Below are 15,930 nucleotides of genomic sequence, written 5' to 3' on the forward strand. Positions count from 1 at the left end.
ATAGCCTTCCATTAGATAATGGGAAGGAAAGCTTTGAGCCTGACACTTAGATTTCAGGCTCAAAGCTTATACTCGCATAGGGGAACGAGTATTATTGCTCTATCAAGAGAATTCTTGTTTCATACGGTCGTAAGGCTACCGTGTTTGCAGAAACTGGCGACTGCTCATCAGAGTAATTCCCCAATAACAGTTGCGCTTTATCCAGTTCAAATTCATTAGATAACTCAACCTGACACGCTTCACCATAGTAGTTGTTAATGCAAATTAAAGTCTGACTATCAGTCTCACGAGAATAAGCAAATACCGACGGGTGCTCAGGCAATAAGTCTTGATAACTACCATGAGTAATCACGGGTACTTCTTTACGTAACTCAATCAAGCTCTTGTAAAAGTAAAATACAGAGTCTTTATCTTCCAATGCTTGATCGGCGTTGATCTCAGTGTAGTTATTCGCAACATCAAGCCATGGCTGTGATTGTGAAAAGCCTGCGTAAGTTTCATCGTTCCATTGCATTGGCGTACGAGAATTATCACGTGATTTCTGCGCTAAAATAGCCATCATATCTTCATGAGCCACGCCATCACGGTTAACCATGATATCGTACATATTGGTGCTCTCTACATCACGATATTGGCTGATATCGCTATAACCCGGGTTAGTCATACCAATCTCTTCACCTTGATAGATATAAGGTGTGCCTTGCATCATGTGTACAGAAGCAGCTAGCATTTTAGCCGACTCAACACGATATTGTTGATCGTTGCCCAAGCGGCTCACGACTCTTGGTTGGTCGTGATTACACCAGAATAGTGCGCCCCAACCCTTGCCGTTCAAGCCTGTTTGCCAATGATTGAAGATCGACTTGAGCTGTAAGAAATCAAACGGCGCATTGGTCCACTTCTCACCATTGGTGTAATCAACCTTAAGGTGGTGGAAGTTAAACACCATCGACAACTCACTGTTATCAATGTTTGAGTATTGCTGACAATGGTCCAACGTAGTTGAAGACATCTCGCCAACCGTAACACTGCCGTATTTCTGGAATACCGCTTCACTGATCTCTTTCAGGTATTCGTGCACTCGTGGGCCATCAGTGTAAAAACGACGACCATCACCAATATCATCATTAGGGAAATCTTGCTGCTTCGAAATCAGGTTGATCACATCCAAGCGGAAGCCATCAACGCCCTTCTCAGCCCAGAAGCTAATGACGTCTTTCACTTCTTCGCGTACAACCGGGTTCTCCCAGTTAAGGTCGGCCTGCTCTTTTGCAAAGAGGTGTAGGAAATACTGCCCCGTCGCTTCATCCATTTCCCATGCATTACCACCGAACTTGGACTGCCAGTTGGTTGGTGCTTGACCGTTTACTGGGTCTTTCCATATGTAGTAGTCGCGGTATGGGCTGTTTTTGTCACCCAATGCCGACTGAAACCATGCATGTTCTGTTGAGGTGTGGTTTACCACGATATCCATCACGATACGAATACCACGTTGGTGCGCTTCAGCCAGCAATAGGTCGAAGTCTTCCATGGTGCCGAATTGCGGGTTAATCGCGTAGTAATCTGAAATATCGTAACCGTTATCGATCATTGGGGATGCGTAAACTGGGGTTAACCAAATTGCATCCACGCTCAAATGTTTGAGGTAATCCAGTTTCGAAATGATCCCTTTGATATCGCCAGTACCTTTACTGCCACTGTCACAAAAGCTCTTTGGGTAGATTTGATAGATGGTTGCGGTTTTCCACCAACTTTCATCATGCTCAGTCATCGCCATCTCTAACACTCACTTACCAGAAAATATAAATAAAAAATCACCATGTGAATCATGGTCGAATAGCCGTTATAACTAAAAGAAAAAGCTATAACTAAGAGAAAAAGCGATGACTCACTTAAAGTCATCGCTTGCTAAATGCATTACGCGTTGGCGGTTTCTAACTCGCCTTTCATCTGTGCTCGTTTATAGAAGAACAATGTCAGAGTTATCGGCAGTACAATCGCCACCAGCATCGCGACTAAGTAAATCGACCAATATTGAGGTTGAATCGATAAGATACCCGGCAAGCCACCAACACCGATACCATTCGCCATCACGCCTGCACTACCACAGATTGCAGCCGCTGCGGCACTGCCGATCATTGCGCTCAGCATTGGGAATTTGTATTTAAGGTTGATGCCGTACATCGCCGGTTCCGTTACACCTAAGTAAGCAGAGATTGCTGCTGGAACCGAGATGTCTCGTTCGCCTTCACGTTTACTCAAAATAATGATGCCGACAACCGCTGAAGCTTGTGCAATGTTTGATAGCGCAATCAAAGGCCAGATTGGTGTGCCACCTAAGTCTTGCATCAGTTGTAGATCCACAGCGTTGGTTGTGTGGTGAATACCCGTAATAACCAAAGGTGCGTATAGGAAGCCAAAGACCACTGAACCAAGAATCGCGAAGTCACCAGTCATTGCCACTTTAGCCGCGAATGCCACACCATCGCCTAGCATACGACCGAATGGGCCAATGAAAGCGTGCGCTAGAATCACAGACAAGATAATCGAGACAAATGGCACGACAACAAGGTAGAGATAAGAAGGAACAATGCGCTTAAGGTTGGTCTCAATGAAGGCCAAAGCCACACCCGCTAACATCGCCGGGATCACCTGAGCTTGATAACCGACCTTCTCTATCACGAACAAGCCAAAGTCCCACACCTCAGGTACCGATTTACCTATCATGTAAGCGTTCATCAACTGTGGAGAAACCAAGGTCACACCGAGCGTAATACCCAGAATTGGCGTTCCGCCGAGTTTCTTAACCGTTGCCCAACACACACCAACCGGTAGGAAGAAGAAAATCGCTTCGCCAATCAACCATAAGAAAGAGTGAACGGTTGCCCAGAACTGGCTGATCTCAACCAAGGTTTTGCCGTCAAACATGCGAATGTCGCCAATCACATTACGGAAACCAAGAATCAAACCACCAGTAATAATGGCAGGCAGTAGTGGTACGAAAATTTCGGCTAAATGGGATATACCACGTTCAAGGAAGTTCATGTTCTGGCGAGCAGCCAACTTCGCCTCATCTTTTGATGATGCATCTTTGCCAGTTTGCTCAATCAGAAGTGCGTACACCTCATCAACCTCGGTGCCAATAACCACTTGGAATTGACCTGCGTTAGTAAAGCAGCCTTTTACCAGCTTAAGCTTCTCTAGTTCTGCTTTGTTCGCTTGTTCCGTATCGTTCAATACAAAACGCAGTCGAGTCAGACAATGGCTGACACTTGCAATATTCTCTTTGCCACCGACTAACTCGATAAGACGCGCAACGTCTTGCTTCGCTATCTTACTCATACTACCCCACCCTGGTTTCATTCAATTACTCATCTAAACCATGCAGCTATAACCACTCGGATTTAGATTCATGGGAACATTCCCAATTGCAGTTATTATAATGCCCACATGAATGATAAATTAAAATGGGAACAGTCCCATTAATTGAAAGAGATCACACTCTAATTTTAATCTAAGCAGTTCAATTTCGCTTGATTGAGTGGATTATAGAATAGGTGATTGAGTGTGATGAGAGATCTCTGAGTTGCCTAAAAGCTGAGAGATCAATAGATTAGCCGCCAATTTACCTGCAGATTGGTATCCGGGATCAATGCTAAATACTCGCGGGAACAAGAAAGAGAGAAGATCATTGCCACCGACACCGGTCACCACCACATCTTCACGTTGTAGCTCTTGTAGACGTTTGATTACGCCAAGAGCCAATGTGTCACTGGCACACACAATCGCTTGAGTCGCAGGAGCAAGCACCTCATCCACCAACTGATAAGCACTTTCATGATGAAGCTGACCAGTACGATAGTTGGCGATCGAGCCTGTAACTTCACACCAATCTAGGTAGGCCTTAAGACGAAGCTCACCGGTTGATTTGTCGCTAGGATCAACGCCAATGAAGCCAACATCAGAGATCCCCTGATCCGATAGATGCGTTAACGCACTATTGATCACTTGTTGGTTATCATAGTTAATCGACGTTACGTTCTCGGTATCCAGAGCAATCACTACGGCTTTGTGTTCCCACGCTTCGATTGCAGGAATATCGCAGTCAGTAAAGCCAAACACAATAATGCCATCTACATTGCGGCGTTTAAGTACCTGAAGATGCTCGTTGGCTTTTTCTCTATCTAACTGACTTTCCATGATCACGACATCGTAATCCGCTCGATACAATTCAGCCAGCATGGTGCTAACCGCTTTGTTTTCAGAGGGAGAGTCCAAACGAGAAATGATGACGCCGATGACTTTTTGACTGCCACCACGCATCGACTGCGCAGACTTGGAAGGCGTGTACCCAGATTCTTGAATTACTCTTTCCACCCTTTCACGGGTTTCAGGTTTCACTTTTGGATCATTGGTCAGAACGCGTGATACGGTTGACTTACCAACACCGGACAGCTTAGCAATATCGAGAATAGTGAGTTTTTTGCTCATAAAAAGTCTAACGTTAAAGGGAAGAGAAGAAAAAGTGAGGGCATAATCCCTCACTTAACTGTTTGTAAATCCTAGCAGTTACTATGACTTACTTTTGACAATTTCGATAGACGACACGACCAAGTTCTAGACGTGCGTTGTCACCTTTAGTACGTAAAGTGACGCTGTTAATCAGTTCCGTAGTTCCATCATCTAAGATATATTTCGTTCCTGAACCTGCTGGAACTTGAGTCAGACGGTATTCATTCTCAGGGAGACGTAATACCGCTTTTTCATTATCAAGGTAAGCCACTTCAAACGAAACGTCAGACTCACATTGATAAGTCACGAATTGATTATCCGATGTTGCGCTCTCAGTCTCAGGGGCTGCTGATTTAGAGCACCCGACTAATGCAACTGAACATAGAGATACTACTAACATAGCTTTCATACTTCGTTCCTCATCTTTATAGAGTGGGCAAATATAGTGGACAACACTCATTTGCATACTGAGCGATAGGTGAGTGTTTAACCTTTCAAATATGCTGGTACATCTTTAATGCTATCCAGCACGACACTAGCAAGTGCCTCACCCTTTTCAGTCACGGGTTTACCGGTTCTCACCAACACTCGAGTACCAACACCAGCGGCTTCTGCTGCCATCATGTCTTCAGCTTTATCGCCGATCATGACAGAGTTCGCCATATCAATTTTCAGAAAGTCACGAGCAGAAATGAACATGCCTGGTTTAGGCTTGCGACATTCACAATCTTGTTTGTAGTCGCCAATGCCGTGTTCAGGGTGATGAGGACAGTAATAGATACCATCTAACTCAACGCCATTATCGACGAAATTCCAATCCATCCACTGTGTCAAAGAAAGAAAACGATCTTCGCTAAACTTGCCACGAGCAATACCAGATTGGTTGGTCACAAGTACCAATAAATAGCCCATATCTTTAAACGCTTTCGCCGCTTCAAATACACCATCGATGTATTCAAAGTCATGCTCATCATGTACATAGCCGTGATCAACGTTAATCACACCATCACGATCTAAAAAAACAGCCGGTTTAGACAAAATTCAGTTCTCTATCAACTCTCTATTAATCATTAATTATTACACGCTTTATTTGCTTCATCACTATCTATTTAGTTTTGCGTTCGTTAACGATTTGTTTCTAACCTAGCAACACGATCGACGTTTAGCCGTCTAGACGTAAAAATATCTATTGACTTAGATCATAGAACACCATAGCATCGTCTGTAAATCGAACGAGCTATCGATATATTATTCTGTTTTACCTGCACGAGTTTCCCTATGATTAAAGTGAATCAAGTCAACAAGGTTTTCTATCAAGGCACTAAAGAAATCAATGCCTTAATTGATATCAACCTCCACATTCCTCAAGGTCAAATCTTTGGAGTCATCGGCTCTTCAGGTGCAGGCAAAAGTACCCTAATCCGCTGTGTAAACATGTTGGAAGCACCGACCTCAGGTGAAGTGATTGTTGACGGTATTGACCTAACAAAACTCAGCAAATCAGAACTCAGCGAAGCGCGTCGTAACATCGGCATGATCTTCCAGCACTTTAACCTGCTGTCTTCTCGTACTGTATTTAACAATGTAGCACTGCCTTTAGAGCTTGCTGGTAAAGATAAAGCGGTTATTGAGGCGAAAGTCAGTGAGTTACTTGATCTTGTTGGCCTATCAGATAAGCGTGATACCTACCCTGCTAACTTGAGTGGCGGTCAAAAGCAGCGTGTTGCGATTGCTCGTGCATTGGCCTCTGACCCAAAAGTATTGTTGTGTGATGAAGCGACCAGTGCACTGGACCCTGCAACGACTCAATCAATTCTTGAGCTACTGCGTGAAATCAACCGCAAGCTGAACATCACTATCCTGCTTATTACTCATGAAATGGATGTAGTGAAAAGCATTTGTCACGAAGTGGCGATCATTGGCGGTGGTGAATTAGTAGAGAAAGGCACAGTCGGTGACATCTTTGCACACCCTAAGACAGAACTGGCGCATCAATTTATTCGCTCAACGCTGGATCTAACGATTCCTGAAGATTACCAAGCACGCTTGCAAGAAACTCGCGTAAACAGCAGCTACCCGTTAGTACGTCTTGAGTTTACTGGCGCAACCGTTGATGCACCGCTAATGACGCAAATTGCACGTAAATTTAATATCGATGTCAGCATCTTAAGCTCAGACCTAGATTACGCAGGCGGCGTTAAGTTCGGCATGATGGTAGCAGAACTGTTCGGTAATGAAGCCGATGATAATGCTGCTATTCAATTCCTACGCGACAACAATGTAAAAGTAGAGGTACTTGGTTATGTCCTTTAGTTTCAACGAGATTGCTGACTGGATCAGCCTGAACGGTAACCTTCTATTAGGTGCAACAGGCGAAACACTTTACATGGTTGCAGTCGCAGGCATTGTTGGCTTCGCTGTCGGTATCCCATTAGGCGTGATTCTACATACGACTAAAAAAGGTGGTCTGTTAGAGAACACCAAGTTAAACAAAATTCTCGGTGCGGTTGTGAACGTAGGTCGTTCAGTGCCCTTCTTAGTACTGATGGTTGCGATCATCCCACTGACTAAGATGCTGATTGGTACCTTCATTGGTACAACAGCAGCGATTGTTCCACTGACGATTGGCGCTATCCCATTCGTGGCTCGACTTATCGAAAGTGCGCTACTTGAAGTACCAACAGGTCTAGTGGAAGCGGCTCAATCAATGGGCGCAACACCAACACAAATCATCAATAAGGTTCTGCTTCCTGAAGCACTACCGACTATCATCAACTCAGTAACAATTACATTAGTGACGCTGGTGAGCTACTCAGCAATGGCAGGAACTGTTGGTGGTGGCGGCCTAGGTGATGTAGCGATTCGTTACGGATTCCACCGTTATGATGTGACCATCATGGCAGTGACGGTAGTAATGTTGATTGTGCTGGTACAAATTATTCAATCAATCGGTGATTCATTAGTTCGCCGCGTTGACCACAGATAAAGACTCAGCGTTAAAACGCAAACTATCTAAGACAAGAGTCGTCTGAACCAAATTAAATAGAGTTATTAAAAGGAGATTATTATGAAATTTAACCTTAAAGGTTTACTTACTATCGCAGCAGCGGCATCAGCGCTAGTACTAGCAGGTTGTGGTGACAAAGAAGTCGACACTTCTAAAGTAAAAGTTGGCGTAATGGCAGGTGCTGAAGCACAAGTTGCTGAAGTTGCAGCTAAAGTAGCAAAAGAGCAGTACGGCCTAGACGTTGAACTAGTGACTTTCACAGATTACGTAACACCAAACGCGGCACTGGATGATGGCTCTATCGACATCAACGCATTCCAACACGCACCGTACCTAGATCAGCAAGTAGCTGACCGTGGCTACAAGCTAACCATTGCTGGTAACACGTTTGTTTACCCAATCGCGGGTTACTCTAAAGAAGTGAAATCTGTAGACGAAATCCAAGACGGCGCTCGTATTGCAGTACCAAACGATCCAACAAACCTAGGTCGTTCTCTACTGCTTCTTGAGCAACAAGGTCTTCTTGAGCTTCGTGAAGGTGCTGGTCTTCTAGCAACAGTTCGTGACATCGTTAAGAACCCTAAAAACCTAACGATTGTTGAACTAGACGCTGCTCAACTTCCTCGTTCTCTAGATGACGTAGCACTGTCTATCATCAACACTACTTACGCGAGCTCTATCAACCTGACTCCGCAAAAAGACGGTATCTTCGTTGAAGACAAAGATTCTCCATACGTAAACCTAATCGTTTCTCGTGAAGACAACCTAAACGCTGAAAACGTACAGAACTTCGTAAAAGCTTACCAAACTGAAGAAGTGTACAACGCAGCTTCTGATATCTTCCAAGGTGGCGTAGTTAAAGGTTGGTAATCACCTAAACTACAACATCGTATAGATACCCGAAGGGGCTGACTCAACGTCAGCCCCTTTTTTATTGATTGCCGTTGGCTAAAAGAATCGACTTACCACCAAGCTTCCACTTGCATGCCGACACTCATTTCGCTGTTTTTACCTTCACCGAAGGCATTGTCGTTTTCAGCATCGTTTAGGTAAGTCGCAAAGATACGGAATTCAGGACGCGACCAAAAGCCCACTTGTGGAACCCAAGCCTGAGCGATTGTGAATTTACCACCCGCCCCATCTTTGTTATCGATAGTTTCAACAAAGCCACCAATTTCAAGAATGGTACGCATACGCTTGTCCCACTTGTAAAGCGGGCGAATAACTGCACTGAAAGAGTCATCATCGCTATTATTCGCACCAACACCCGTCGACATGGCATAACGAACAGTGTGACCAAACTCGATGTTCTCACCAATCGCAAGCACACCCCAGTTAATCAAGCGGAAGCCCTCGGCGTCATTATTGTTTGCATCACGTACGATGCCTTTACCGGTACCAAAGGTTGTCATCTGCTCGGCATAGCCAGAGTTAGCGACTTGAAGAATGGTTTTGTTGAAGCCACCAGTAAGATTTTGATTCAAGCTTGCCGTTAGCATTACGCTGTCATCCGCATCAACCGTTTGACCTTGCTTTTCATTGGCGAAATTCATATCAATACCGACCTCAAGATCCGCATTGTTCCACAGTGGAATCCCTGCATAGCGCACGTCAGCAATCATCGCTGTGGTCTCTTCCCCATCAAAAACATCGCCCGTAACGGTGTCTTGAATCAAAGCGACCGATAATTTACCTGGGCCCATATTGATGTGCTCTACGCCAGCACCAATACCACTTACATCCCAGTAGTAATTATCAACGATGTGTACATCATGACGTTGGTAGTAACGTTCACCCGCCCAAATTCCAATGTCCTTATCTTCAAAAAGCCCGACCGCTTGAACATTCAATTGCACCACATCAACGCTTTTATCCGCGGCGTTCTCATCTTGGCCTTGCCAGTACGACAACATGGAATCAACTAAAAATGAAACGTCGTCCTCGGCATACACCTCTTTCTTAAAACCAAACTCGCCATACAGGTCATTTTCGTTGCCAAGTCGGCCAACTTTACTCACCTCCCACTTGCTGTTTGAGCCGCCTTCATTACTCAAGCCAACGCCTCCGCGCATGTAGCCATTAAACTCCAATGGCGTCGTTTCATCAGCGTATAAATTAGGGGCAAGTAAAGCAGTAGAGAGTGCAGCAGCAATAGGTAACAGTTTCATCGTCCATTCCTTTCAGATCTAGAATTAGGTTATTTTTATAAATGGGAACATTCCCATGGGATCGATCCCATTTATATTGAGAAGAATATAAATTGAAAGAGAACTGATTGATTACTGTGATCCAGTTAACTATTGAAATAATCAAAAGTTGATGGGTGTGGGATTACCTTGGTGAATACTTGAGGACTACAGAGCGAGAGATAAAACACTGAATGGACGTGTTTAAGTACCAAATTCGTTCGACAAGGTTGGCTCTCCCAATACTGATAAACGATCAAGATTAAGGAATAAAAAGAGAAAAAAACGGGAAGCTAACAGGGAGAAAAGCAGAGGAAAAAGTATCGAAGTATTGGCTCATACTTCGATACTCTGAATCTAAAATAGAGCTAAGTGGGTTACTTAATATGATCCCAAGAGATGTTCGACACCAAACGGCAGTCATCACACTTGAAATAGAAAATGTCGTGGATCGGCGCATCTAACAGCCATTCACCACCACATTGCGGGCATTTACGCTCTTTTTCAGCTTTTAAGCTAATGCCACCGACACGGTATAAGTAATAATACGTTGGGATCTTAGTGAGGTACTCAATGCGCCCTCTTAAACCCCAACCGCGTTTGAACAACACGCTTTTGGTATCACTGATCTCAGTTAGAGTTGCGTGTTCAGCACGACAACCCCCACCCATTTGGACTTCATCACAGGCCTGCCATTCAGTCTGCCATTTCAACACGGCTTTATGGTCACCATTAAAAGTCGGTGGATTGCGGTACAAAGGGATCGGCAATAAGCTGTCGCCACTGCGCAGCGGTGAACAGGTATGAACAAACGTCGTGTACAGCACCTGCCAACTCGGCTCTTCGTCTTCAGCCACTTCTTCAGAGTTAAGATCTCGACCAAGTAAACGCATTTTAGGCGTAAGTAGACTCGCATTAGACAAGCGATCAAAACAGACTTTAACGAAATCTGAATGGTTACGTGGGTGCAAGCTATCTTGCTCAGGACACACAACGCGAACATAAAACTCACCGTCACCCATCACGATTGGAAACTCACGCCCCAACACTTGGCCGTTATAACGAAGTGCATCCATCAAGCCATTAACTGCCTTGTCGACAGCGCTTACCGTTGTGTTATCAAAACACTCAAATTGAAGTTCTAGTACGTACATAATTTACTATATGTGGTTCTATTAATAGCGTCATTATAACGACTATTTATACGGTTGTACTTAGCTTAATAATACGAATGACTCTGAATCAAATAAACATTCGCTTATGGCTTAACCTTACAGCTTGAAAAACTAGAGCTGGCAGTTATAAATGGGCGTCACAGTAATGAACATATTATCGTCAAGCAAGTAGAAAACCAAGAGGTTGGCTTTCTACTTCGTTCAACACAAACTAAACTACTTTTTACGTAAAAGTTTGTTGTTGGAACAGCTGTTCTACAATTTCATTGGATGTTGACATAGCGCTCATATCAAATCCTGATAAATCTAAGTTGGTCATCCCAACTGTAACAGATTGGCCAGATTCCGATTCGATCGCTAACTCAATATTACTATCCGCAGATAATGAGGCTGTAACATGCTCTAGTAGCACTTCCATATCAGCAACATCATCTCCAGTCAGGTCAAGAAGGTCTGTGAGGTCAATATTGTCATGACCAAAAGTGAAATCAGTAATTGTATCGCGTGACAAACCATCCACTGAGCCTTGCTCAAAGACAAAAGTGTCTTTGCCCTCTCCCCCCGTCAATATGTCATTACCTAAGCCACCAATGAGCACATCATCACCTTCACCGCCAAGTAAAAAATCATCTCCTTGGTTGCCATGTAAGGTATCACAGCCTTGCTGGCCGAGTAGAATATCAATACTTTCAGAACCAAGAATCGTATTACCTAACTCATCGCCAGAGAGTGTCACACTATCTTGAATGACAGGGGCTGATCCTTTTTCGGTTAGAACTAAGCTAAATACATTGTCACTGTTTTGCCCTTTACCGTCCGTAACCTCAAAAGCAAAATTCATACTTATTTGCTGACCATTCGACAAATTAAAGTTCTCGTCTTGGGTAAAGTTATAACTGCCGTTTGAGTATACTTCCAAGACACCAAACTCTGTTGTCACACTCAGAACACCATTTTCACTAGCAACAGAAGAGGTCACATCGGGTGGCGTATCAAAGCCCATAAACTCGGTATTCATCAATCTAAAGTCATTAGCTTGAGTAGACACCTGTAGCGTATCACCATCGGGGTCGAAGCTACCCGACAATAACTCACCAGCAATAGGCTCCGGCGTATAATGTTTAAGCAGTTGTCCTAAACTTTCTCCAGAGTCTACATATACGACAGTATCAGTAATGCCATTCATTGCATCCGCAACATTTTCGTCACCACGCGTCGCAATACCAATACCATAAACAGAAGCTTGGTTATCTTGAACATATTGCTCCCAGCGGTCACTTAGGTCATCAGCAACCACAGCCCCGTCTCTAGGATTCGGAGCTCCATCTGACATGAAGAAGATCGAATCATGACTCTCGATTGGCTGCTCTTTAAGTAAAAGATCCCAATCCAGTTCACCTTGAGCGTTTAGGCCATCCTGCCACGGGAAGCTATTAGAACTATCACTTGGTTCCATTACGGCTTCCAAGGCATCATTGTAATCGGTGTTCATTCCTCTATTGTCGATCCAGCACCACTCATTCACATACTTATTGACATCCGTCAGATAAGTAATGTCTGTCGGTTCACGTCCATCCAGTTCCGGCGGACGTGTCATCTCAAGAACGTCACCAAGTTCAAACCAACTTTGCTCTTCAGTTTCACCTGCAAATTTAACCAAGCGAATGTAGCTATTTGAAGCTCCACCTTGTTGTATTAGATCTTCAACCATTTCATGTAGAGCTTCTGCTGCCTTATACGCTCTTGACTCTGTACGTGAAGCAAGAACTTCATCCGGTAAGTCATTATCTCTATACGTATTCGTCCCATCAAAAGTCCGAGTCATACTGCTAGAAACATCAAACACAACTGTAATCTTATTGATAGGTTGCTCTTCTACTTCAGCAAAACCAACTACTGCGGTGTTCTCCGGCGCCCTATTTTCAACGACATTCAGAGTAACTGTAGTTTGATCTAAGTCGCTGCCATCACTAGCTTCTACGATCAATTCATGAGCTGAAGAAAGATCAAAATCTAAAGCGTCTGAATCTTTTAACCAAATATCTCCAGTATTACTGTCTATGCGGAATTTGTGACTATCATCCCCTTTAAGGGTATAAGTGATCGTATCGTTGTCAGGGTCAAATGCTGCAACTTTACCAACCAAAATTCCGCTTTCATGTTCAGCAACGTCAAAACTAATGGTGTCGGTGGTTGCTAAGCCGTGTCCATCAGAACCTCGAATCTGATCTTCATCATTTGGAGAAATAAATTCTGGGGCTCCGTCTTTGATATTTATTGTAATATCGTTAGTTGCAATATCACCATCAGCATCAATAACTTTGAATGCAAAGCTTTCACTTTGATCACCATCGACATTATTCGCTTTATAGTCATACCAACCATTTTCAAAATTAATCGTTAACTGGCCAAAGTTCGTTTCTACTTCAAGCAGAGAATGTTCAGAAACTTGTGAAGATATCCCATTAACACCCGTTTTCGATACTGTGCCTGTTTGTTTATCAAACTGGTAATTTTCACCTTTGATTTCAATAGAATTAACCCATTGAATTTCACCGCCAACTTGTGAAAAAACATCACTTTGAACTTCACCAGGAACGGTAGTCACTAAAACATTCTCTACATTTGACTCGTCAACAACTAATGCAGAGCCAGAACTAGTCGCCACTGGTTTGAGATAATTCAAAGAAGCACTATCGCCAATACCAAGCGCCCAAATATTATTAAAGGTATGCCCATTAGCTGACACTCCATTTTCCATCGCTAATTCGAGAATCAACTTTTCTTCGGCATCTGTCGGCGCCACTCGACCAGCTAACAAGTCATCATAATGTGATTGGCTGCTAAAATGCGTCGGGTCTAAGTCATCCATTAAGCTTGTTCGAGCTTGAGAGGAATAGAAATCTTGACGAGTCCAGCCACTGAAATCTGAAGGCTGTCCATCAGAGATAAAGTACAACTGGGTATTAGAACCCGCGACTTGGCTAGAAAAACTATCAGCTGAAACAATGTCTTCAACCTGCTCAATCGCTTCATAATAGGGTGTCCAACCAGATGGAGATACAGTAGCAAAGAAATCTGTAATGTCTTGCTCTGACTCGATCCAACTAGAGATTTTACCGCTTGGAGAACCAGAGTGAGTAGCAATTTGGAACTTCACATCTCCCAGTTCATGGTATTTCTCAAACATACTTTTTATTGAAGTTTGTGCAAGATCCCATCTTGTCGTTTGCACGCCATTTGAATCCAGAACGGTATCCTTCATAGAGTCAGATGCATCTAGTGCAATCACGACCGAGTTAGACTGAGGTTGAACATCTTTTATCGTATGTTGATGAACCCCAGCTTCAGGGACAACATCAACCACTTCAATATTTAGCTGAGCTTGCTCCACTTGATGACCGACATCTAGCGTGATATTTAAATCAAGCATCAATGAATCATTACCTTGTTCTAGATGATCAAGTGCCGCATGTTGCGATGCTTGATACTCACCAGTAACCTGATCAATCTTTGCCGAAAGCACATCAACTCGATGACCATTAACCTCAGTAAACGCACTAAATTCTGTTTGGTCTTGAGAAAGTTCAAACTGGACTACCAGACCGTTACTCGTTAAACCAGAAAGATCTTGTGTACTATCGAATCGATATTCCGCGTCTTCCGCTGAACCAAGATCTGCATCAAGTTCACCTTCGACGAATACGGTCTGATTCACACCTAAGTCAGATTCTTCAAGAGTAACTGATTCATTATCAAGTGAAATAGATTCTCCGATTATGGTAACGGTGACGCTGGCTGTATCCTGCAACCCACCCTCATCTTGAATAGTGTACTCAAACTCTACAGTTTTAACTTCACCTGCACTTAATGATTGCTCTGTTAACGGTAAGCTATCTAGGTACTTTTCGGCATCAAAAACAAATTGACCGTTTTGAAGCGTTATATAGTCCGCCTGTGGGTAATCAACAATAGTTAACTCATCGTTTTCTGGATCGCTATCATTGGTGAGCACATCTAAAGTTAATAGGCCGGTTCCGTGTGTGTGATAATTACTATCGAAAGACGTTAAATCAGCAGACACTTCAGTAACGAAATATTCGGAACCTTTAGGGTCGACAACCCCATCTTTGTAGCCAATTGCAGATAATTCAATCGTATCAAAGTAGCGTCCGGAGGCATCAATAGAAACTAATTGGCTACCACCACGATTTCCTTCAAATATGCCTGTTGCAATTAGTTCACCGTCAAAATAGGCTTTCCATACGCCTTGCTCAATACCTGGTTCCCAGCTTCCATTGTTTGTATCTGTCCATAAGTTTTTAACTTCAACTTGTGCATGATTAGCAAGTTGATTATTAGCAAAAGTGAAACTCATCGCTTCACTCTTCTGAGTTGCATCATCGTAACCAATTTGGCCAGATTGAACACGATCAGAAGGGTTATCAAGATCAGAATGCACACCGTATTTATTGTCACCATCCCCGGTGTAATCTGCCAAAGTTGCATCTGCAACTTTTTCTCCAGTCACACTGTCAATTACATAGACATCGACTTTGATATCGTTGCTGGTTATCCAGTTCGATGAATCTAATGTTTTGGTTTCAGTCGTAATGCCTTTGTCATCTAGAGCGGTTGGACCTTCATTAACGTCACCGACTTTTATATGTACTTGAGCGGTATCTGTCTCTCCAGACTCATCGGCAACGAGCACATCTACACTGTAGCTTTCATTGTCTTCGTAGTTGAGTGATACACCAGGTTTCAACGAAATTTCACCAGATACAGCATCAATCTGAAAGAGGTCGGTATGATTGTTCAGAGAATAGGTCAATTGACTTGCGCTATCGATGTCAAATGCCCCGACCTGACCAACAGTTTGACCTGGGCTATTTTCAAGCACAGAGAATGAATAAACATCATCATCAACGAGTCCCAAACTGTTTAGGCCATGCGAGTCGTTGTTGCCACTGACAAATTCAGGCTTATCATCTGAGCCCGTGATGGTCACTGAAATCTCATGCGTGCCGCCATCCGCAGTTTCTACCGT

At 43.6% G+C, this 15,930-nt stretch carries 11 protein-coding genes; 3 read left to right on the forward strand and 8 right to left on the reverse strand.

The genetic code is table 11. The features are described 5' to 3' along the window. Nucleotides 1-91: 91 nt before the first annotated feature. The 5 genes from treC to gmhB all read right to left on the reverse strand — a co-directional run bounded on the left by treC (nucleotide 92) and on the right by gmhB (nucleotide 5,550). Nucleotides 92-1,777: an alpha,alpha-phosphotrehalase gene (gene treC / locus BCT49_RS10005; protein WP_102435089.1), complete on the reverse strand. Its 1,686-nt coding sequence runs from the start codon at nucleotides 1,775-1,777 to the stop codon at nucleotides 92-94. A gap of 140 nt (nucleotides 1,778-1,917) precedes the next feature. Beyond that, nucleotides 1,918-3,342, reverse strand: a complete 1,425-nt coding sequence (gene treB, locus BCT49_RS10010) for a PTS trehalose transporter subunit IIBC (RefSeq protein WP_102435090.1) — start codon at nucleotides 3,340-3,342, stop codon at nucleotides 1,918-1,920. 204 nt (nucleotides 3,343-3,546) lie between these two features. Then, a complete protein-coding gene (treR, locus tag BCT49_RS10015) occupies nucleotides 3,547-4,491 on the reverse strand; it encodes a trehalose operon repressor TreR (protein WP_102435091.1) in 945 nt (314 codons plus the stop codon). Between the two features lie 88 nt (nucleotides 4,492-4,579). Further along, entirely contained in the window at nucleotides 4,580-4,921 is a 342-nt protein-coding gene (locus BCT49_RS10020; RefSeq protein ID WP_102435092.1) for an MliC family protein, read from the reverse strand. Nucleotides 4,922-4,998: 77 nt separating this feature from the next. Further along, the gene (gene gmhB / locus BCT49_RS10025) at nucleotides 4,999-5,550 is read right to left on the reverse strand and encodes a D-glycero-beta-D-manno-heptose 1,7-bisphosphate 7-phosphatase (RefSeq protein WP_017110402.1); all 552 of its coding nucleotides are present in this window, start codon (nucleotides 5,548-5,550) and stop codon (nucleotides 4,999-5,001) included. 240 nt (nucleotides 5,551-5,790) lie between these two features. Here gmhB and metN point away from each other — a divergent pair, with 240 nt between their 5' ends. The 3 genes from metN (at nucleotide 5,791) to BCT49_RS10040 (ending at nucleotide 8,389) form a co-directional block, all read left to right on the forward strand. Next, the gene (gene metN / locus BCT49_RS10030; RefSeq protein WP_102435093.1) at nucleotides 5,791-6,825 is read left to right on the forward strand and encodes a methionine ABC transporter ATP-binding protein MetN; all 1,035 of its coding nucleotides are present in this window, start codon (nucleotides 5,791-5,793) and stop codon (nucleotides 6,823-6,825) included. Continuing rightward, nucleotides 6,815-7,498, forward strand: a complete 684-nt coding sequence (locus BCT49_RS10035) for a methionine ABC transporter permease (protein ID WP_004734372.1) — start codon at nucleotides 6,815-6,817, stop codon at nucleotides 7,496-7,498. The genes metN and BCT49_RS10035 overlap by 11 nt, the downstream gene beginning before the upstream one ends. Nucleotides 7,499-7,579: 81 nt before the next feature. Further along, nucleotides 7,580-8,389 carry a MetQ/NlpA family lipoprotein gene (locus BCT49_RS10040; RefSeq protein WP_102384777.1) on the forward strand — a complete coding sequence of 270 codons (810 nt, stop codon included), beginning with the start codon at nucleotides 7,580-7,582 and terminating at the stop codon, nucleotides 8,387-8,389. Nucleotides 8,390-8,481: 92 nt separating this feature from the next. On the opposite strand, the gene BCT49_RS10045 is transcribed toward BCT49_RS10040, so the two are convergent. The 3 genes from BCT49_RS10045 to BCT49_RS10055 form a co-directional block, all read right to left on the reverse strand. After that, complete coding sequence (locus tag BCT49_RS10045; protein ID WP_102435094.1) at nucleotides 8,482-9,687, reverse strand: carbohydrate porin; 1,206 nt, start codon at nucleotides 9,685-9,687, stop codon at nucleotides 8,482-8,484. 395 nt (nucleotides 9,688-10,082) lie between these two features. Then, complete coding sequence (locus tag BCT49_RS10050) at nucleotides 10,083-10,859, reverse strand: Zn-ribbon-containing protein (protein ID WP_102435095.1); 777 nt, start codon at nucleotides 10,857-10,859, stop codon at nucleotides 10,083-10,085. A 244-nt stretch (nucleotides 10,860-11,103) separates the two neighbouring features. After that, nucleotides 11,104-15,930: cadherin domain-containing protein (locus BCT49_RS10055; protein WP_241908047.1), on the reverse strand; the 4,827-nt coding region annotated here is incomplete at its 5' end.

Source organism: Vibrio lentus, from assembly GCF_002875945.1.
GTDB classification, from domain to species: Bacteria; Pseudomonadota; Gammaproteobacteria; order Enterobacterales; family Vibrionaceae; genus Vibrio; species Vibrio apostichopi.